The sequence below is a fragment of the Endobacterium cereale genome, assembly GCF_009617585.1.
In the GTDB taxonomy this organism is placed as follows: domain Bacteria; phylum Pseudomonadota; class Alphaproteobacteria; order Rhizobiales; family Rhizobiaceae; genus Neorhizobium; species Neorhizobium cereale.
The window spans coordinates 330,786-348,714 of sequence record NZ_WIXI01000047.1; the positions used below are offsets into that span (position 1 = coordinate 330,786).

19 protein-coding genes and 1 pseudogene are annotated in these 17,929 nt (G+C 59.7%); 14 read left to right on the forward strand and 6 right to left on the reverse strand.

What is annotated here, in order from left to right:
• Window positions 1-55 precede the first annotated feature (55 nt).
• From fabF to GAO09_RS20380, 5 genes are all read right to left on the reverse strand, one after another.
• A complete protein-coding gene (gene fabF, locus GAO09_RS20360; protein WP_153356751.1) occupies window positions 56-1,318 on the reverse strand; it encodes a beta-ketoacyl-ACP synthase II in 1,263 nt (420 codons plus the stop codon).
• A gap of 222 nt (window positions 1,319-1,540) precedes the next feature.
• Window positions 1,541-1,777, reverse strand: a complete 237-nt coding sequence (locus GAO09_RS20365; protein WP_003502080.1) for an acyl carrier protein — start codon at window positions 1,775-1,777, stop codon at window positions 1,541-1,543.
• Between the two features lie 291 nt (window positions 1,778-2,068).
• Window positions 2,069-2,806 carry a 3-oxoacyl-[acyl-carrier-protein] reductase gene (fabG, locus tag GAO09_RS20370; protein ID WP_112728507.1) on the reverse strand — a complete coding sequence of 246 codons (738 nt, stop codon included), beginning with the start codon at window positions 2,804-2,806 and terminating at the stop codon, window positions 2,069-2,071.
• A 106-nt stretch (window positions 2,807-2,912) separates the two neighbouring features.
• The gene (fabD, locus tag GAO09_RS20375) at window positions 2,913-3,869 is read right to left on the reverse strand and encodes an ACP S-malonyltransferase (RefSeq protein ID WP_153356638.1); all 957 of its coding nucleotides are present in this window, start codon (window positions 3,867-3,869) and stop codon (window positions 2,913-2,915) included.
• Window positions 3,870-3,975: 106 nt separating this feature from the next.
• Entirely contained in the window at window positions 3,976-5,253 is a 1,278-nt protein-coding gene (locus tag GAO09_RS20380) for an Nramp family divalent metal transporter (protein WP_209018773.1), read from the reverse strand.
• Between the two features lie 205 nt (window positions 5,254-5,458).
• Here GAO09_RS20380 and GAO09_RS20385 point away from each other — a divergent pair, with 205 nt between their 5' ends.
• A complete protein-coding gene (locus GAO09_RS20385) occupies window positions 5,459-6,502 on the forward strand; it encodes an aldo/keto reductase (RefSeq protein ID WP_153356641.1) in 1,044 nt (347 codons plus the stop codon).
• 110 nt (window positions 6,503-6,612) lie between these two features.
• Here GAO09_RS20385 and GAO09_RS20390 read toward each other — a convergent pair whose 3' ends face one another.
• Entirely contained in the window at window positions 6,613-6,837 is a 225-nt protein-coding gene (locus tag GAO09_RS20390) for a hypothetical protein (RefSeq protein WP_153356643.1), read from the reverse strand.
• 337 nt (window positions 6,838-7,174) lie between these two features.
• Here GAO09_RS20390 and GAO09_RS20395 point away from each other — a divergent pair, with 337 nt between their 5' ends.
• From GAO09_RS20395 to GAO09_RS20455, 13 genes and pseudogenes are all read left to right on the forward strand, one after another.
• Window positions 7,175-7,555, forward strand: a complete 381-nt coding sequence (locus tag GAO09_RS20395) for a hypothetical protein (RefSeq protein WP_153356646.1) — start codon at window positions 7,175-7,177, stop codon at window positions 7,553-7,555.
• A 175-nt stretch (window positions 7,556-7,730) separates the two neighbouring features.
• Window positions 7,731-8,621 carry an RTX toxin gene (locus GAO09_RS20400; protein WP_153356649.1) on the forward strand — a complete coding sequence of 297 codons (891 nt, stop codon included), beginning with the start codon at window positions 7,731-7,733 and terminating at the stop codon, window positions 8,619-8,621.
• 327 nt (window positions 8,622-8,948) lie between these two features.
• The gene (rpsF, locus tag GAO09_RS20405) at window positions 8,949-9,392 is read left to right on the forward strand and encodes a 30S ribosomal protein S6 (RefSeq protein ID WP_112728512.1); all 444 of its coding nucleotides are present in this window, start codon (window positions 8,949-8,951) and stop codon (window positions 9,390-9,392) included.
• Window positions 9,393-9,415: 23 nt separating this feature from the next.
• Window positions 9,416-9,658, forward strand: coding sequence for a 30S ribosomal protein S18 (gene rpsR, locus GAO09_RS20410; protein ID WP_132273068.1), 243 nt, complete (start codon window positions 9,416-9,418; stop codon window positions 9,656-9,658).
• A 160-nt stretch (window positions 9,659-9,818) separates the two neighbouring features.
• Complete coding sequence (locus GAO09_RS20415; protein WP_410768551.1) at window positions 9,819-10,829, forward strand: DUF2232 domain-containing protein; 1,011 nt, start codon at window positions 9,819-9,821, stop codon at window positions 10,827-10,829.
• Between the two features lie 19 nt (window positions 10,830-10,848).
• A complete protein-coding gene (gene rplI / locus GAO09_RS20420) occupies window positions 10,849-11,424 on the forward strand; it encodes a 50S ribosomal protein L9 (RefSeq protein WP_153356652.1) in 576 nt (191 codons plus the stop codon).
• A 337-nt stretch (window positions 11,425-11,761) separates the two neighbouring features.
• Complete coding sequence (locus GAO09_RS20425; RefSeq protein WP_153356655.1) at window positions 11,762-13,258, forward strand: replicative DNA helicase; 1,497 nt, start codon at window positions 11,762-11,764, stop codon at window positions 13,256-13,258.
• Window positions 13,259-13,404: 146 nt separating this feature from the next.
• The gene (alr, locus tag GAO09_RS20430) at window positions 13,405-14,583 is read left to right on the forward strand and encodes an alanine racemase (RefSeq protein ID WP_153356760.1); all 1,179 of its coding nucleotides are present in this window, start codon (window positions 13,405-13,407) and stop codon (window positions 14,581-14,583) included.
• Window positions 14,584-14,661: 78 nt separating this feature from the next.
• The gene (locus tag GAO09_RS20435; RefSeq protein WP_153356658.1) at window positions 14,662-14,919 is read left to right on the forward strand and encodes a ribbon-helix-helix domain-containing protein; all 258 of its coding nucleotides are present in this window, start codon (window positions 14,662-14,664) and stop codon (window positions 14,917-14,919) included.
• Window positions 14,920-14,966: 47 nt separating this feature from the next.
• A complete protein-coding gene (locus GAO09_RS20440) occupies window positions 14,967-15,212 on the forward strand; it encodes a type II toxin-antitoxin system RelE/ParE family toxin (protein ID WP_324185254.1) in 246 nt (81 codons plus the stop codon).
• A 4-nt stretch (window positions 15,213-15,216) separates the two neighbouring features.
• Window positions 15,217-16,620 (forward strand): DNA repair protein RadA, encoded by a 1,404-nt coding sequence (gene radA, locus GAO09_RS20445; protein WP_153356661.1) that lies wholly within the window; start codon window positions 15,217-15,219, stop codon window positions 16,618-16,620.
• 140 nt (window positions 16,621-16,760) lie between these two features.
• Window positions 16,761-17,339 (forward strand): CvpA family protein, encoded by a 579-nt coding sequence (locus GAO09_RS20450; RefSeq protein ID WP_153356664.1) that lies wholly within the window; start codon window positions 16,761-16,763, stop codon window positions 17,337-17,339.
• A gap of 141 nt (window positions 17,340-17,480) precedes the next feature.
• Window positions 17,481-17,929: pseudogene (locus GAO09_RS20455) on the forward strand (amidophosphoribosyltransferase); the annotation flags it as partial.

Genomic DNA, 17,929 nt, shown 5'->3' on the forward strand with positions numbered 1-17,929 from the left:
CAGGTTCAGAAGACAAGCCCAGAGCCAAGGACCCGTCTCGTTAACAGCCTTGTTATCAGGCTTCGTAACGCTTCAGCACGAGCGACGCATTGGTGCCACCGAAACCGAAGGAGTTGGACAGCGCCACATTGATGTCACGCTTGCGCGCCGTGTGCGGCACGAGGTCGATCTTCGTCTCGACATCGGGATTGTCGAGGTTGAGCGTCGGCGGCGCGATGTTGTCGCGGATCGCCAGTGCCGAGAAGATCGCTTCGATCGCACCGGCGGCACCGAGAAGATGACCGGTCGCCGATTTGGTCGACGACATGGAAATTTTCGAGGCGCTGTCGCCGACGAGGCGCTCGACGGCGCCGAGTTCGATCGTATCGGCCATGGTCGAAGTGCCGTGCGCGTTGATATAGTCGATATCCGAGGCACCGAGACCGGCACGCTTCAGCGCCATGGTCATGCAGCGGAAGGCACCATCGCCATCTTCCGACGGAGCGGTGATGTGGAAAGCATCGCCCGACATGCCGTAACCGACGACTTCGGCATAAATCTTCGCACCACGTGCCTTGGCGTGTTCCAGTTCTTCCAGAACGACGATACCGGCACCTTCGCCCATGACGAAGCCATCGCGGTCGCGGTCATAGGGACGCGAAGCCTTCTGCGGGTCGTCGTTATACTGGGTCGAGAGCGCCTTGCAGGCGGCGAAACCGGCCAGCGAGATGCGGCAGATCGGCGATTCGGCGCCCCCGGCCACCATCACATCGGCATCGCCGAAAGCGATCATGCGGGCGGCATCGCCGATCGCATGCGCGCCGGTCGAGCAGGCCGTGACGACGGCGTGGTTGGGACCGCGCAGCTTGTGCTTGATCGAAACCTGTCCGGAAACGAGGTTGATCAGGCGGCCCGGAATGAAGAAAGGAGAAATACGGCGCGGGCCCTTGTCGCGCAGCGTGTAGCCGGCTTCGACAATGCCATCGAGACCGCCGATGCCCGAACCGATCAGGACGCCGGTGGCGATCTGGTCTTCGTCGGTCTGCGGATGCCAACCGGCGTCAGCCAGTGCCATATCAGCGGCAGCGACACCGTAAACGATAAAGGGATCGACCTTGCGTTGGTCCTTCGGCTCCATCCAGTCATCGGCATTGTAGGTGCCGTTGGAACCGTCGCCGACTGGAATACGGCAGGCAATCTTTGCCGGCAGATCCTCGACTTCGAATTCGGTGACGAGGCGAGCCCCGTTCTGACCGGCGATAATGGCAGACCAGCTGGCCTCCGTTCCGCAACCAAGAGGAGATACCATGCCGGTACCGGTGATAACGACACGCCTCATCATACCAGCGCTCCACCCTTGTCTAATTTTGTTATTATGCATCGACCCGAGAGCCGTTCCGGCTTTGGGAAAATACGATGCATATACTCTGAAGTATTACAGCGTCCTTGGTGTGCTTTCGGCACACGGCGCTGTAGTGCTCAATACTGAAACGGCCCGAACATGCCGGGCCGCCATGGGAGATAACCGTCACCGGCCTCTCCCGAATATCGCGTTATCGAATTAGGCCTGGGCCTTCTCGATGAACTTCACGGCGTCGCCGACAGTGAGGATCGAGTCAGCAGCGTCGTCCGGAATTTCAACGCCGAACTCTTCTTCGAACGCCATGACCAGTTCGACGGTGTCGAGCGAGTCCGCACCCAGATCGTCGATGAAGCTTGCGCCTTCGACAACCTTGTCGGCATCGACGCCGAGATGATCAATAACAATTTTCTTTACGCGTTCTGCGATATCGCTCATGTCGGTTTCCTCGACCTTTATCTTAATCGGATGGCCATCAAGGCATCCGCACCCTGTTGAAACCCGAGGCCGCCGTTTCAAGGACAGCGCCGAGGGCAAACTCGTTTCCCGCCGCAAGCTAGGCCCCAAGCCCGTGCAAAAGCACGTGTTGGCCGCCTACAATCCGGGAGGACTGTTCACAGTCATCGCCCGATTAACACGGTTTCCGCCCGCCGCAAAGCCAGAATTTCAACGGGATGTTACCCATATACAGGCTATTTTGGCATTGGACGGTTGCCGATGCGAACCGGTTTAGATCATTGCCATGCCGCCGTTGACATGCAGCGTCTGGCCGGTGACGTAACCCGCCTCGTTGGAAGCAAGGTAAAGAACGGCAGCCGCAATGTCCGAGCCGGCGCCCATGCGCTTCATCGGAATGGCGCCCATGATGGCGTCCTTCTGCTTGTCGTTCAGCTTGCCGGTCATGGCGCTTTCGATGAAGCCCGGAGCCACGCAGTTGACCGTGACGTTGCGCGTGGCGATTTCCTGCGCCAGCGACTTGGAAAAGCCGATCATGCCGGCCTTGGAGGCGCAATAATTGGCCTGGCCCGGATTGCCGGTAACGCCGACTATCGAGGTGATGTTGATGATGCGGCCATGACGGCGGCGCATCATCGGATGCGTCAGTTCACGCGTCAGGCGGAAGACCGAGGTCAGGTTCACTTCCAGAACCGCATCCCAGTCCTCGTCGGACATGCGCACGAACAGGCCGTCCTTGGTGATGCCGGCATTGTTGACGAGGATGTCGACGCCGCCGAGAACCTCTTCGGCCTTCTCGCCAAGCGCCTTGACTTCGGCGCGGTCAGAAAGGTTGGCCGGGAAGATGTGGACGCGGTCACCGAGTTCGGCGGCAAGCGCTTCCAGCTTTTCAACGCGGGTGCCGTGCAGGCCGACGATGGCGCCCTGCGCATGCAGCATGCGGGCGATTTCCTCGCCGAGGCCACCTGTCGCGCCGGTCACGAGGGCCTTGCGGCCGGTCAGATCAAACATTGTTCGTTCCTTTTTTAGAGCGAATGGCGAATAGCGGTCAGAAAGAGGCGGCAGCGAGGCGACGGACGATCATTCGTCCTTCGCCCCTTCCAGTCCGCTATACCAATCAGCCGAGAATGGCGGCGATCGCCGCGTCGATATCGGCCGGTGTATTCACGGCAACGCCGGAAATATTCTTGTCGATGCGGCGGGCAAGACCCGTCAGCACTTTTCCCGAACCGACTTCATAGAGAGTGGTGACGCCGTTGGCGCCGAACCACTCGACCGTTTCGCGCCAGCGCACCTGACCGGTGACCTGGGTGACGAGCAGGTTGGCGATCTCTTCGGCATCGGTGACCGGCGCTGCGCGCACATTGGCGACGACCGGCACGACCGGGTTATGCTTCTCGACCTTATCGAGCGCATGGCGCATGGCGATTGCCGCTGGCGCCATCAGGTCACTGTGGAAGGGAGCGGAGACCGGCAGCATGATGGCGCGCTTGGCGCCCTTTTCCGTCGCCAGAGCCGCTGCCTTTTCGACTGCCGCCTTGGAACCGGAAATGACCAGCTGACCGCCGCCATTGTCGTTGGCGACCTGGCAGATGCCGGCATCGCGGGCACCAACGCAGATGGCTTCGACATCAGCATGCTCAAGACCGATGATCGCCGCCATGGCGCCCTCACCGACCGGCACGGCCGACTGCATGGCATCGCCACGGATGCGCAGAAGGCGGGCGGTGTCTGCGAGCGAGAAAGTACCAGCGGCACAGAGCGCCGAATATTCGCCGAGCGAGTGGCCGGCAACAAAACCGACATGGCTCTTCAGATCCAGGCCACGCGCTTCGAGAACACGCAGGGCTGCAATCGAAACGGCCATCAACGCCGGCTGCGCATTGGCGGTCAGCGTCAGCGTGTCTTCCGGGCCATTCCACATGATCTCGGAGAGTTTCTGGCCGAGTGCGTCATCAACTTCGTCGAAAACCGCACGGGCTTCCGGAAAGGCGTCGGCAAGGTCCTTGCCCATGCCGACGGCTTGGCTGCCCTGGCCGGGAAATGTGAATGCGATGGTCGCAGAAGTGCTCATTGGGGTCGTTTCCTTTCCCTGAATTTGCCTCTCCATTCACATTCCGGCCTTGCAAGTCAAGGGTTTCGGGGTTTTGACACCCCTTTACCCCCTGCAAACGAGCCAATCAGCCTGCGATGAGGCCGATCACCTCGTTGACGCAGAGCACGATGAACAGCAGCGCGGCAATACCGAGCAGACCGTTCGACAGCCAACCGCTGCGCCACTCTTTTGGCACGCGCGAGGAGTTCAACAGCCAGATCAGCGTCAACGCGAGGAACGGCATGAAGAAGGCGCCGAGCGCACCATAGATGACCACAAGCAGGAACGGACGGCCGAACCAGAGGAGAGCCATCGGCGGGATGGTGAGCCAGAACAGATAGAACCGGAAGGCCGGGCTTTTTTCGAGATCCTGCCGCGCACCGGTCTCGCCACGGGCATTGCGGACAAAGTCCGCAAACAGCAGCGATACGCCGTGCCAGACACCGAGAATGGACGATACGGATGTCGCGAAAAAGCCGAGCAGGAACATGACCGAGACGAAAGGACCAAAACGCTCGCGCAGAACCTCGTCGAGATCGAGCAGGCCGCGATCGCCGCTCGAAAGTGTGATCTGCGCCGTATAGAGCAGTTCCGCACCGATGATCAGCATGGCGATGACAAAGATGCCGGTGACGATATAGGCGACGCGGTTGTCGAGGCGCATGATGCCCATCCAGGCCGGCGTGCGCCAGCCCTTGGCATTCACCCAGTAACCGTAGGAGGCCATGGTGATGGTGCCGCCGACGCCGCCGATCAGGCCGAGCGTGTAGATGATCGAACCCTCCGGCAGGCTCGGCACGAGGCCTGTGAGCGCCTCACCGATATTCGGTACGACCATGATCGCCACACCAACGACGACCACAAACATGAAGCCAATCAGCAGTTTCATGGCGGTTTCGAACATCTGGTACTTATTCATAGCCACGAAGGCGGCACAGACGAGACCGGAAATCATCGCCCACGCCCAGAGCGGCAGAAACGGGAAGAGTGCGGCGAGCGGCAGCGCCGTTGCGCTCATGGCGGTTGCGCCATACACAAAGCCCCAGATCATGATATAGATGCCAAAGTACCAGCTCGTCCATTTGCCGAGCGACTTCCAGCCCTCGAGAATGGTCGAACCGGTGGCCAGATGATAGCGGGCTGATCCTTCCGCCAGCGCGATCTTGACGATGCAGCCGATAACGGCGGCCCAGAGAAGCGCATAACCGAAACGCGAGCCGGCAATCAGCGTGGCGACCAGATCACCGGCACCGACACCGGTGGCAGCGGCAACGATACCCGGCCCGATAAGTTTCCAGCGCCCGGTCTTCGGCGGGTCGCCGGCATCGGGAAAACCACGCTCATCCACTTGCATATCGGCCATACATTCCTCCGCAAATTTATTCTACACACGCTCGGTTTTCAAAGCTCAAGCGCGCCACTTCCGGATGAATTAGAACTTTTTCTACATTTTCGACCCCGACGACATAAAGTTTTCGCGATCTCGCCGCGAAACGGCTGCATTCCTCCCTTGCAAGGGCGCAAATCCCGCTTAAGTTTGGCCGCTTCAAAGACGGGACAATTTATCCATGAAATTCAACAGACTCGGCCGGACGGACATTTCCGTTTCGGAAATCTGCCTCGGCACCATGACCTGGGGCACGCAGAACACGGAAGCCGAAGCCCATGCACAGATGGATTATGCCGTCGAACAGGGCGTCAATTTCTTCGACACCGCCGAACTCTATCCCACGACGCCGGTGAGCATCGAAACCTATGGCCGCACCGAAGAACATATCGGCACATGGCTGAAGAAGACCGGCAGCCGCGAAAAAATCGTGCTCGCCACCAAGATTGCCGGCGGTGGTCGCCCGCACATCCGTGACGGCCGACCGATCGAGGCCGCCACCATTCGCGAGGCGGTCGATGCCAGCCTCAACCGCCTTCAGACCGATTACATCGATCTCTACCAGATCCACTGGCCGAACCGCCCGCACTACCATTTTCGCGGTGCATGGGATTTCAACGCCTTCGAACAGGACCGCGAAAAATCGGTGTCGGGCATCGCCGAAAAGCTGGAAACGCTTGACGAGCTGGTAAAGGCTGGAAAGATCCGTACGATCGGTCTGTCCAACGAAACCGCTTGGGGCACGATGCAATATCTGCGTCAGGCCGAGGAAAAGGGCTTTCCGCGGGTCGTCTCGATCCAGAACGAATACAATCTGCTGTATCGCTCCTTCGATCTCGACATGGCGGAAGTCTCGCATCACGGCGATGTCGGTCTGCTGGCCTATTCGCCGCTCGCCGCGGGTTTGCTGACCGGTAAATATCTGGGCGGCGCTCGCCCGGCCGGATCACGCGCAACCATCAACGACAATCTTGGTGGTCGCCTTCAGCCACACCAGGAACCGGCGGTCGCCGCCTATGTCGCGCTTGCGAAGAAGCACGGAATCGATCCGGCCCAGATGGCGATCGCGTTTTGCCTCACACGCCCGTTCATGGCCTCGGTCATCATCGGCGCGACCAGCATGGAACAACTGAAAGCCGATATTGGTGCTGCCGATATCACGCTGTCAGATGACGTGCTGGCGGATATCGCCAAAATTCACCGGCAGTATCCAGCGCCGATCTGAGGCGCACAAACCCGGACATTACAGTGAGCGGCGCGCGGGCAACCGGGCGCCGTTTTGCTGTGACACGATGAGATCGCGAATTGGCGGAAAATCGGCCCTCCGCCAGCGTGTTAACGCGCACGCCTTCGTAACTTTCGCCAGCCCATGAAAAACAGGATGATGAAGCCGACGGACAGAAGCGGCGCCACGAGGAATGCGGCAGCATAACCACAACTGCCCTCGAAACAGCTGCCGAGCATGCCCGCCTGCGCTGCAAGCGAGGCGACAAGCAATGCCAGAAAGCAGCAAACCATAATGCCGCACAGCGCGATAACAAGACGGATAAAAATTCTCATGGACGGCGCTGTAGCAATGTCGGCGCCCGGCCAGCAAGCTCAAATGCAAACGCTGATTCGCCGCCACTTCGTTTAAGACATCGCTAATTTCAGGTGCCTGCCTGTGGAAGACCACCGGATTCCGTGCCAGGACAATACAGATCGGTAGGTTTCGGCAGAGCGGGTAAGACCCTCTTAACGAACACGCCACGCTATTTGTGCGCTGCACTGTTCGCCCACCAAAGCGGGCGCTAGCTTTTCCGTCAATCAGTCACAAACCCGCTGCCGATGGCCGCATCCCGTGCGTCCAATATCCCTTCATGTCCGATCGGCAGCCCTAAACGCGGAAGAGAAAACCATGACGATCAACGCCATCAGTTCCCTCCAGCGCTCTCTTTACACCGGTAATGACGCAGCACTACTCGTCACTCCAACCATGGGTTCGTCAGCCACGACCATGCCCAGCCAGCCGCTGATACCGCAAAGCAAGCTGGAGAGCGGTTTTCAGAATAATACCGGCAATCCCGGCCATTCTGCGCTGGCCAAGATCGTGGAAATTCTCGACCTGATGCGCCCCTTGAAAAAGGACAATGCCGAAGATGTCACGCACAACCCTGTCCACGACGATAGCGTGAAGGCGGTTTCCGCCTTTCTTGACGGCCTTGAGGAGAACGAGATTTTTTCTCAGCCAGTCGTTCCCCGCCCATCCAATCTGCAAGACCTCTATGCTCAGTTCTGAACAGTCGCCTTCACCTTAGGCCGTCGGTTCACTGCTCATTTACCGATTCCGAAGGCCGCGATGGCTCAACAGCCAATGCAAGCATAGGGTGCAAAAACAGGTCATCATGATGATGGCCCCTACTCCTGCGCAGGCGCAATGATGACGCCCGCGCCTACCCCCTACCGGATGAACAATGGTCAGCATCAACGCATTCTACCGCAGTGCCAATGCCGCGCAGTATGCAAGCCAGTTGTTCAGCAACAACCGCCCCTCACCTGCGCCAACCACTTTGAGCAATGACCGCTCCTCCGGCACCTATGTTCCGCGCGTTAGCGCGACGGAAAAGGCGATTTCCCGCATCATCGAGATCCTGACGCTTGGCAATGCCGAAAGCGATGATCAGGCCAGCGTCTCCGGGAATTTTGGGTACATCACCAGCGCACGCGGCACCAAGAACGACGACACGCTGACATTTGCCGGGCGCAGCGTCTCCAATGTGGAGGCAGCAGCGGGCAATGACAGCATCATCATCAAGTCAGAGACCACGTCCGCGATCGACGGTGGTGATGGCGATGACCAGATCAAGCTGGCCGCCCGTTTCCTAAATGACATTACCGGCGGCATGGGCGACGATACGATCGAGATTTCCGCAACGACCGTCCTGTCCGTCGATGGTGGCGGCGGCAACGACACGCTGAAGATCTCAGCCGATACCGTGCTCGGCCTGACTGGTGGTGACGGAGACGACAATATCCACGTTGACGGCAAGCGTCTCTCTGCCTCGGGGGGGACCGGCAACGACACAGTGACCTTCAACATCAGGCGCGGCGGCTCCGCCGAATACCTGTTTGCCAGAGGAGACGGCACGGATACGATCGCCAGCAACGGCGCACTGACCATCGTGTTGACCGGCTACACTCCCACCGAACTCTCCGTAATGACAAGCAACAACAGGATGGTGGTCACCTTTGATGGCTCAGAGGATAAACTGACGCTCGAGTTTGCGGACAGAGCCCTTGAGGCTGCCAAACCGAATTTCGGTTTCTTCACGGAGAATGGCGCTCTCACCCTGTGGATCAAATAGGCGCCAATCCGGCAAAGACCGGCGCAAAGCGCGGCAACCCATCGGCACCTCACTCACCTTTTGCGTGCTGCCACTTGCCATCCGGCCAAAAATCCGTATAAGCCGCCCTTGTTCGCACACCTGGTCTTCTGGCTGGTGGCTGTACGGAGGGCGGGTTCCAGATCAGGAACCGCATGGACCGCAGGGTCCAGGCCTCCCGTGTCTCCGCTCTCGACCGTCTCGAAACAACAACTTTTCTTGCAAGGGCTCTGCCCTCTCCCAAGACCAGTCGTTGAGGCTTAGCCGCCGAGGTCCGGGTCAGACAAACGCAAGAAAAGGCAAAGTTACATGGCTCTTTACGAACACGTATTCCTTGCCCGACAGGATATGTCCGCACAGCAGGTCGACGCCCTCGTAGAACAGTACAAGGGTGTCCTCGAAGCTAACGGCGGCAAGGTCGGGCGCGTAGAAAACTGGGGCTTGAAGTCCCTGACCTACCGCATGAAGAAGAACCGCAAGGCTCACTACGCTCTGATGGACATCGATGCTCCGGCTGCTGCCGTGCACGAAATGGAACGTCAGATGCGCATCAACGAAGACGTTCTTCGCTACATGACGATCGCCGTCGAGAAGCACGAAGAAGGTCCGTCTGCCATGATGCAGAAGCGCGACCGTGACGACCGTCCGCGTCGTGACGGCGACGACCGTGGCCCGCGCCGCGAGTTCGGTGACCGCCCGCCGCGTCGTGACGGCGACTTCCAGCGCGCGCCGCGTCCGGCTCGTGAAGCTTAATCGGCTAGAAGGGATCAAACACTATGGCTGAAACTTCTCCGGCTCGCCGCCCGTTCCATCGTCGTCGCAAGACCTGCCCGTTCTCGGGTGCAAACGCGCCGAAGATCGACTACAAGGACGTTCGTCTGCTGCAGCGCTACATTTCTGAGCGCGGCAAGATCGTTCCTTCGCGTATCACCGCAGTTTCCCAGAAGAAGCAGCGCGAACTGGCCCAGGCCATCAAGCGCGCCCGCTTCCTCGGCCTGCTGCCGTACGTCGTAGCTTAATGATTGTTGGACCCGCTGATTAAGAATCGGCGGGTCTAATTTCCCTTCCGCGTTGGGCGCGGATCGGACCGAACTGCCGGCCACAAGGCCAAAACCCATGTTGGGGATTTCAAGGCGACAAGCCCTCCCCTAACTGCTCGATACGCAGGACAGCGAAACCGTGAACGCACAGATAAAGACAGTATTGCCGACCGGCATCATCGCCGGCATTGCCGCGACCATGCTGGTACTGGGCGCGTCTACGCAGTCGTTCCTGTCGACCATTCTCTTCGCATCCTCCGCACTTCCCATTCTGATTGCCGGCCTCGGCTGGGGCAATCGCGCCGCCATTATCGCCGTCGTTTCGTCCGCAATACTTGGCGCCATCATGGTGTCGCCGACCTTTGCGCTGATGATCGGCGTCTTCACGCTGATCCCGGCCGGCTGGCTGTCGCACCTTGCAAACTTGGCGCGCCCGGCTTCCGAACTCGGCGGGCCCGACAACCTGATGGCATGGTATCCGATCTCGGATATCCTCATGCATCTTTGCGGCCTCGTGACGATAGCGCTGATCATTCTCGGCTTCATGATCGGTTATGGACCGGAACTGACCAATTCAATCGTCGATGCCATGAGCGCATCGCTGAACGATCCGAATTCTCAATTTGCCGGCGATCCGCAGGCGCTCGCGCAGATGCAGCAGAGCCTTGCACAGACCAAGTCGATCATCGTTCTTCTGATGCCAGTCGTTCAGGGCGCCGCATGGGTAGCACTGCTGTTTGCCGCCTTCTATTTTGCTGTGCGCATCGTTTCCCGTTCCGGCCGCGCCATGCGTCCGCGCGAAGACATGCCTTCGGCGCTGCGTATGAACCGCAATGCCATTTTCATCTTCCTCGCCGGCATCCTGATGATGTTTTTCGGTGGCGTTCCGGCCATGATCGGCGCCACGATCTGCGGCACATTTGGCGGCGGTTTCCTGATGGCCGGCTTCGCCGCCTTGCATTTCCGCAGCCTCGGCAAGGACTGGCGCATTCCGGCGCTGACGCTGTGCTATCTCTCCTCGATGATGATGCTTCCGGCTTTCGCCGTGCTCATCCTCGGGCTTTTCGATACCCGCCGCACGATCGCACTGACACCGGTGCGTGCCGACGACGGCAAACAGACCAATACAGATATCAACGAACAGAACTGACACCCGAAAGGATAATACAATGGACGTCATTCTTCTTGAACGCATCGCCAAGCTCGGCCAGATGGGCGAGACCGTAAAGGTCAAGGACGGCTTTGCTCGTAACTACCTGCTGCCGCAGGGCAAGGCGCTGCGCGCCAACGAAGGCAACAAGAAGCGCTTCGAAGCCGAACGTGCCACCCTTGAAGCCCGTAACCTCGAGCGCAAGGGCGAAGCTCAGACCGTTGCCGACGTTCTCGGCGGCAAGACCTTCCTCGTCGTCCGCTCGGCCGGCGAAACCGGTCAGCTCTACGGTTCTGTTGCTGCCCGCGACATCATCGAAGTTCTGTCGGCTGAAGGCTTCAACATCGGCCGCAACCAGGTCGACCTGAACACCCCGATCAAGACCATCGGCCTGCACAGCGTTACGCTGCACCTGCATTCGGAAGTCGAAATCGAAATCCAGCTCAACGTTGCCCGTTCGGCTGAAGAAGCAGAACGTCAGGCCAAGGGCGAAAGCCTCACCTCGGCTGACGCCATCTACGGCGTTGACGAAGACGCGCTGCGTCCGGAAGACTTCTTCGATCCGGAAGCCGACCAGGACGGCGACGACGAATAATATTCTTCTCGTAGATCTTTCTGCGGGTAACGCCCGGGCTTCACAGCCCGGGCGTTTTTTGTTTGTCGGCCTCACGGCAATATAGGTGTAACCGGGTCAAATCGGTTTCGGTCTCCCATCCGATGCGTTAGACTCACTTAATGTGAAGCCGAGTCGCATCCGCCGCACAGTCAACCGGATTTGCAACTTCGTTGCGTTTTTTCTGCGGGCTGTGAACTGCTGTGGGAAATGCTTTTCTCGTCGGTCCGGCGTTCCAAGCCGCGCCTAATGCTTCTACAAGCAGACGATACCAAAAGACGCTGACGACCAGACCGCAAAAAGACGGATAATAGAACCTATGAACGAAGTTCCGCGTAAACTTGCCAATATCCAGCCCGCAGAGCCGCATTACCGCGAAGCTCCGAACAATATCGAGGCGGAACAGGCCCTGCTCGGCGCGATCCTCGTCAATAACGACGCCTATTACCGCGTCTCCGACTTTTTGAAGCCACCGCATCTGCACGAACCGCTTCACCGCAAGATCTACGAGGTCGCCAGCGACATCATTCGCATGGGCAAGACCGCGACACCGGTGACACTGAAAAACTTCCTGCCTGCCGACCAGAAGGTTGGCGACATGACGGTGGCGCAATATCTTGCCCGCCTCGCCGCCGAAGCCGTGTCGATCATCAACGCCGAAGACTATGGTCGCGCCATCTACGATCTGGCGCTGCGTCGCGCGCTGATCACCATTGGCGAGGACATGGTCAACATCGCCTTCGACGCACCTCTGGACATGCCGCCGCAGACCCAGATCGAAGACACAGAGCGACGTCTGTTCGAACTGGCCGAAACCGGGCGTTACGACGGCGGTTTCCAATCGTTCAACGATGCGGTCGCGCTTGCCATCGATATGGCCGGTCAGGCCTATGAGCGCGACGGCCACCTTTCCGGCATTTCCACCGGCATCATGTCGCTTGACGGCAAGATGGGTGGTCTGCAGCGCTCCGACTTGATCGTGCTTGCCGGACGTCCGGGCATGGGTAAAACCTCGCTTGCCACCAACATCGCCTACAACATCGCAGCCGCCTACGAGCCTGAAGTGCAGCCGGACGGTTCTTTCAAGGCCAAGAACGGCGGTGTCGTCGGTTTCTATTCGCTGGAAATGTCGTCCGAACAGCTGGCAACCCGTATCATCTCCGAGCAGACGGAAGTGTCGTCATCCAAAATCCGCCGTGGTGACATTACCGAGTCCGATTTCGAAAAGCTGGTCGCCTGCAGCCAGATGATGCAGAAAGTGCCGCTGTTCATCGACCAGACCGGTGGTATTTCCATCGCCCAGCTATCGGCGCGTGCCCGCCGCTTGAAGCGCCAGCGCGGCCTCGATTGCCTTGTGGTCGACTATATCCAGTTGATGACCGGTTCCGGCAAATCCGGCGAAAACCGCGTGCAGGAAATCACCCAGATCACCACGGGCCTGAAATCGCTCGGCAAGGAACTGAACGTGCCGATCATCGCGCTGTCGCAGCTGTCGCGTGGTGTTGAAAGCCGTGAAGACAAACGCCCGCAGCTCTCCGACCTTCGCGAATCCGGCTCGATCGAACAGGACGCCGACGTGGTGCTGTTCGTGTTCCGTGAAGAATATTATGTGAAGAACATGGAACCGCGGGACATTTCCGATCCAAAATATCCGGAATGGGAAACGTTGATGGACAAGGTCAAGGGCACGGCCGACGTCATCATCGCCAAGCAGCGTCACGGACCGACCGGCACCGTCAAACTCGCCTTCCAGTCGGAATTCACCCGCTTTACCGATCTCGCCGAGCCGAGCTTCACGCATTACGAAGAGCCGTGATTTTGAAAGGTCCAGACTTGGTCTGGGCCTTTTCTCTTGCCTTCGCGCTGTACCATATTTGCCCGAAGCGACTTTCCTCTTCCTAGCGATGCCTATAGGGTCGCCGCACGATTGACGCATTGCATGAGTGCCTCCCTATGAACGAGATGATCGACATTTCCGAAACCGAAGATTTCGACAACGGCGTGGCTTATGATCCGTTCGATACGGCACCGGTTCGCCTCACTGTCGATCTCGGCGCACTCAGCGAAAACTGGCGCGACATGGCGCGTCGCTCCGGCGGTGCCCGCACCGCCGCCGTCGTCAAGGCGGATGCCTATGGTCTCGGACTGGAAGACTGTGGCACCGCGCTTTATGAAGCCGGCGCCCGCGATTTTTTCGTGGCCGTGCCGCAGGAAGGCGCAACGCTGCGCACCTATGCGCCGGATGCCCGCATCTATGTTCTGTCGGGCATCTGGCCCGGCCAGGAGGACTTTTTCTTCGACCATGATCTCGTACCGGTTCTGGCTTCGGAAGAGCAGCTTGCCTTCTGGATGTCGGTCATCGCCGACCGTGACGACCACCCTTGTGCGCTGCACGTCGATACCGGCTTCAACCGTCTTGGCCTTCCGCTCGAAGACGCGCTGGCGCTTGCCGACGACGTGTCGCGCCCCGCGAGTTTTTCCCCGGTTCTGGTGATGTCGCACCTGCATAGCGGCGACAACCCGTCCTCGCCGCTGAGCCGTGTACAGCTCGAAGCATTTCAACAGATTGCCGAAGCCTTCGAAGGTATTGAGGCAAGCCTTTCCGCCTCTGCCGGCATCTTTCTCGGCTCCGAATACCATTTTGACCTGACCCGCCCCGGCATCGCCGTTTATGGCGGCGAAGCCGTCAATGGCATGCAGCCGCTGAAGCCTGTTGCCAAGGCGGAAGCCCGCATCGTCCAGATCCGCGAGGCAGCGGCCGGCTCCACCGTCAGCTACGGCGCCACCCACCAACTGTCGCGCAACAGCCGGCTTGCCGTTGTCTCCGCCGGTTATGCAGACGGCTATCTGCGCTCGCTGTCCGGCTCCGGCGTGCCCCTACGCGCCGGCGGCACTTCGGGTGCCTTCGGTTTCGTCGGCAATACGCGCGTGCCGGTGCTCGGCCGCGTCACCATGGACATGGTAATCTTCGACATTACCGACGTCCCGGAAGGCGATGTTCGAGTCGGCGATTATATCGAGCTGTTCGGCCCCAACATTCCCCTCGACGAGGCTGCCCGTGCCGGTGGCACGATCGGTTACGAACTCCTGACCAGCCTCGGCCTGCGCCACGAGCGCCGTTACATCGACGCCAACGACTGACCTCTTTCGACCCTTCTTTTCTGCGACCTCTTGGAAGCCGATGGCGACCGTGCTAGAAGAGAACAAAAGGAGATCGAAATGACCGAGATCCATCTCAGTGACAAGCAAAAGGCGTTCATCGAAGAGCAGGTGAACTCCGGAGCCTACGATAGTGCCGAAGACGTCATCTCCGATGGCCTGTCTCGCCTGGGAAGCGAGAACGAGGAGTTGCGAGCGATGATCGCGGAAGCGGACGCGCAATTGGCACGGGGTGAGTTTGTCACCTACGCCAATGCCGCTGCTCATGCCGATTCCATCATCGAGCGGGGGATGCGGCTATTAGACCGAAAGAGCTGATCTACGCCCCGCTCGCTGATGCCGACCTGCTCAATATATTCCTCCATATCGCTGTCCATGTTTCGGCCGCCGCCTCCGTTTTTGTCAGAGACCTGAGCCGAAAGATCGAATGGATCGCGCTGAGCGGTTTTCCCGGGCCGCCTCGTGACAATCTCTCGCCCGGACTGAAAGCCTTGCCTTACAGAAAACGATGCATCTATTTCCGCACGACTGAGACAACAGTCCGCATTCTTCGCGTGGTGCATAGTCACCAGAACATCACGCCAGACTTTTTCAAGACGAACGACATCTGATCCCATGGCAAAACCTAAAACCCAATTCGTGTGCCAGAACTGCGGCACGGTGCATAACCGCTGGGCCGGCAAGTGCGAAGGCTGCGGCGAGTGGAACACCATCGTCGAGGAAGACCCGATGGGCGGCATCGGCTCCGGCCCCGGCAAGGTGCCGAAAAAGGGCCGCGCCGTCACGCTCACCACCCTTTCGGGCGAGACCGAGGAAGCACCACGCGTCCAGACCGGCATTTCCGAACTCGACCGCGCCACCGGCGGCGGTTTTGTGCGCGGCTCGGTCGTGCTGGTGGGCGGTGATCCGGGCATCGGCAAATCGACGCTTCTGATGCAGGCCGCCGCAGCTCTGTCGCGCCGCAAACAGCGCATCATCTATGTCTCGGGCGAAGAAGCCGTGGCGCAGGTGCGCCTGCGCGCCCAGCGCCTTGGTGCTGCCGATACCGACGTGCTGCTCGCCGCCGAAACCAATGTCGAAGACATTCTCGCCACCATTTCCGAAGGCAAACGCCCCGACCTCGTCATCATCGATTCCATCCAGACGCTGTGGAGCGATACGGCCGACAGTGCGCCGGGCACGGTGACGCAGGTGCGCACCGGCGTGCAGGCGATGATCCGGTTCGCCAAGCAGACGGGCGCCGCCATGGTTCTGGTCGGCCATGTCACCAAGGAAGGCCAGATCGCCGGTCCGCGCGTGGTCGAGCACATGGTCGATGCCGTGCTCTATTTCGAAGGCGACCGCGGCCACCATTACCGCGTGCTGCGCACGGTCAAAAACCGCTTTGGCCCGACCGACGAGATCGGCGTGTTCGAAATGTCCGACAAGGGACTGCGTGAAGTCACCAACCCGTCAGAACTGTTTTTGGGCGAACGCAATGCCAAGTCTCCGGGCGCTGCCGTTTTTGCCGGCATGGAAGGTACACGCCCGGTTCTGGTCGAAGTGCAGGCGCTGGTGGCGGCAACGTCCCTCGGCACGCCACGCCGCGCCGTGGTCGGCTGGGATAGCTCGCGTCTTGCCATGATCCTCGCCGTGCTCGAAGCCCATTGCGGCGTGCGGCTTGGCCAGCATGACGTGTATCTCAACGTCGCCGGCGGATACCGCATTTCCGAACCGGCCGCCGACATGGCAATTGCATCCGCTCTCGTATCCTCGCTTGCAGGCCTTGCGCTGCCACCCGACTGCGTGTTTTTCGGCGAAATCAGCCTGTCCGGCGCGGTCCGCCCTGTGTCGCAGACGGCACAGCGCCTGAAGGAAGCGGAAAAGCTCGGTTTTGCCGGCGCCATGCTTCCCGCCACCTCGGCCGAATTGCCGAAGGGTGGAAACGCACGCTGGACCAAGATCGAGGATCTGCCCGATCTGGTGTCACGCATCGCCGGATCGGCAAAGAAACTGGGGAAACAGGACGATGAGGATTGATCTTCCGTTACCGAGACGACTGATGTAAGAGGGCAGCGATAAGGACGTGAGTGCCTTTTCGGCACATGTCATGACAGGGCGACCGGATCGCCTTTGAAGTTCCGGCCCCGTCGCCGATCAAGTTCTGGAGTAGGTAGTTTATGCCCATCACGATTTTCGACGGTATCGTCATCGGCGTCACGCTGTTTTCGGCGGTGCTCGCCATGGTCCGCGGCTTTTCCCGCGAAGTGCTGTCGATTGCCAGCTGGGTCGGCTCGGTTGCCGCCGCCTATTATCTCTACCCGCTGCTTCTGCCATACGCGAAGAACTATACGGCAGATGATCGCATTGCTCTGGCGGCCTCTCTCGGCATCGTGTTCCTTGTGGCGTTGATCATCATCACCTTCATCACCACCAAGATCGCCGATTTCATTATCGACAGCCGCATCGGCGCGCTCGATCGCACGCTCGGCTTCCTGTTCGGCGCAGCGCGTGGTGTTCTTCTGCTCGTCGTGGCGCTGGCGTTCTGGAACTGGCTGGTGGGTGCGCAGGCGCAGCCGGAATGGGTGAAAAACGCCAAGTCCAAGCCGTTCATGGATTCGCTTGTGGTACGCCTTGTGGCGGCATTGCCTGAAAACGTCGAGGCAAGAGCACGCGCTCGCCTGAGCGGCAAGGAAGAACCGGGTGAAGCCGGCCAGGAACAGGCGCCATCCGACGAAGCGCCGTCAACAAATAATTGACGCTATGTTGCGCTTGATACGCAGCAAACCGTCACCATTTGTGCTATCAAGCACCTGAACAGAGCAAGGCCGGACAGCGGGACAAGGATTTGACCGCCCGGCCTATTCGTTTTTCCTGTACGAAAGTAAAGGCCAGCAGAGATGAGTCAGCCGGTTCCGCAAGGCATTATCGATGATTTGGATGGCGACACGCTGCATGAAGAATGTGGCGTATTCGGCATTCTGGGGCATCCCGACGCGGCGACGCTGACGGCGCTCGGCCTGCACGCTTTGCAGCACCGCGGCCAGGAAGCCGCCGGCATCGTCACGTTCGACGGCCTGCGCTTCCATTCGGAACGCCGCATGGGCCTCGTCGGCGACCACTACACGGACCCGGCAACACTTGCAAAACTGCCGGGCGACATCTCGATCGGCCACGTCCGTTACTCCACCACCGGTGAAGTGGCGCTGCGCAACGTGCAGCCGCTGTTTGCCGAACTGGAAGTCGGCGGCATCGCTATTGCCCATAACGGCAATTTTACCAACGGCCTGACCCTGCGCCGTCAACTGATTGCCGGTGGCGCCATCTGTCAGTCGACTTCCGATACCGA

Excerpts from the sequence above, each read along its gene's own strand:
- fabF (WP_153356751.1), bottom strand. The coding sequence starts at position 1,318 with ATGAGGCGTGTCGTTATCACCGGTACCGGCATGGTATCTCCTCTTGGT.
- GAO09_RS20365 (WP_003502080.1), bottom strand. The coding sequence starts at position 1,777 with ATGAGCGATATCGCAGAACGCGTAAAGAAAATTGTTATTGATCATCTC.
- fabG (WP_112728507.1), bottom strand. The coding sequence starts at position 2,806 with ATGTTTGATCTGACCGGCCGCAAGGCCCTCGTGACCGGCGCGACAGGT.
- fabD (WP_153356638.1), bottom strand. The coding sequence starts at position 3,869 with ATGAGCACTTCTGCGACCATCGCATTCACATTTCCCGGCCAGGGCAGC.
- GAO09_RS20380 (WP_209018773.1), bottom strand. The coding sequence starts at position 5,253 with ATGGCCGATATGCAAGTGGATGAGCGTGGTTTTCCCGATGCCGGCGAC.
- GAO09_RS20385 (WP_153356641.1), top strand. The coding sequence starts at position 5,459 with ATGAAATTCAACAGACTCGGCCGGACGGACATTTCCGTTTCGGAAATC.
- GAO09_RS20390 (WP_153356643.1), bottom strand. The coding sequence starts at position 6,837 with ATGAGAATTTTTATCCGTCTTGTTATCGCGCTGTGCGGCATTATGGTT.
- GAO09_RS20395 (WP_153356646.1), top strand. The coding sequence starts at position 7,175 with ATGACGATCAACGCCATCAGTTCCCTCCAGCGCTCTCTTTACACCGGT.
- GAO09_RS20400 (WP_153356649.1), top strand. The coding sequence starts at position 7,731 with ATGGTCAGCATCAACGCATTCTACCGCAGTGCCAATGCCGCGCAGTAT.
- rpsF (WP_112728512.1), top strand. The coding sequence starts at position 8,949 with ATGGCTCTTTACGAACACGTATTCCTTGCCCGACAGGATATGTCCGCA.
- rpsR (WP_132273068.1), top strand. The coding sequence starts at position 9,416 with ATGGCTGAAACTTCTCCGGCTCGCCGCCCGTTCCATCGTCGTCGCAAG.
- rplI (WP_153356652.1), top strand. The coding sequence starts at position 10,849 with ATGGACGTCATTCTTCTTGAACGCATCGCCAAGCTCGGCCAGATGGGC.
- GAO09_RS20425 (WP_153356655.1), top strand. The coding sequence starts at position 11,762 with ATGAACGAAGTTCCGCGTAAACTTGCCAATATCCAGCCCGCAGAGCCG.
- alr (WP_153356760.1), top strand. The coding sequence starts at position 13,405 with ATGATCGACATTTCCGAAACCGAAGATTTCGACAACGGCGTGGCTTAT.
- GAO09_RS20435 (WP_153356658.1), top strand. The coding sequence starts at position 14,662 with ATGACCGAGATCCATCTCAGTGACAAGCAAAAGGCGTTCATCGAAGAG.
- radA (WP_153356661.1), top strand. The coding sequence starts at position 15,217 with ATGGCAAAACCTAAAACCCAATTCGTGTGCCAGAACTGCGGCACGGTG.
- GAO09_RS20450 (WP_153356664.1), top strand. The coding sequence starts at position 16,761 with ATGCCCATCACGATTTTCGACGGTATCGTCATCGGCGTCACGCTGTTT.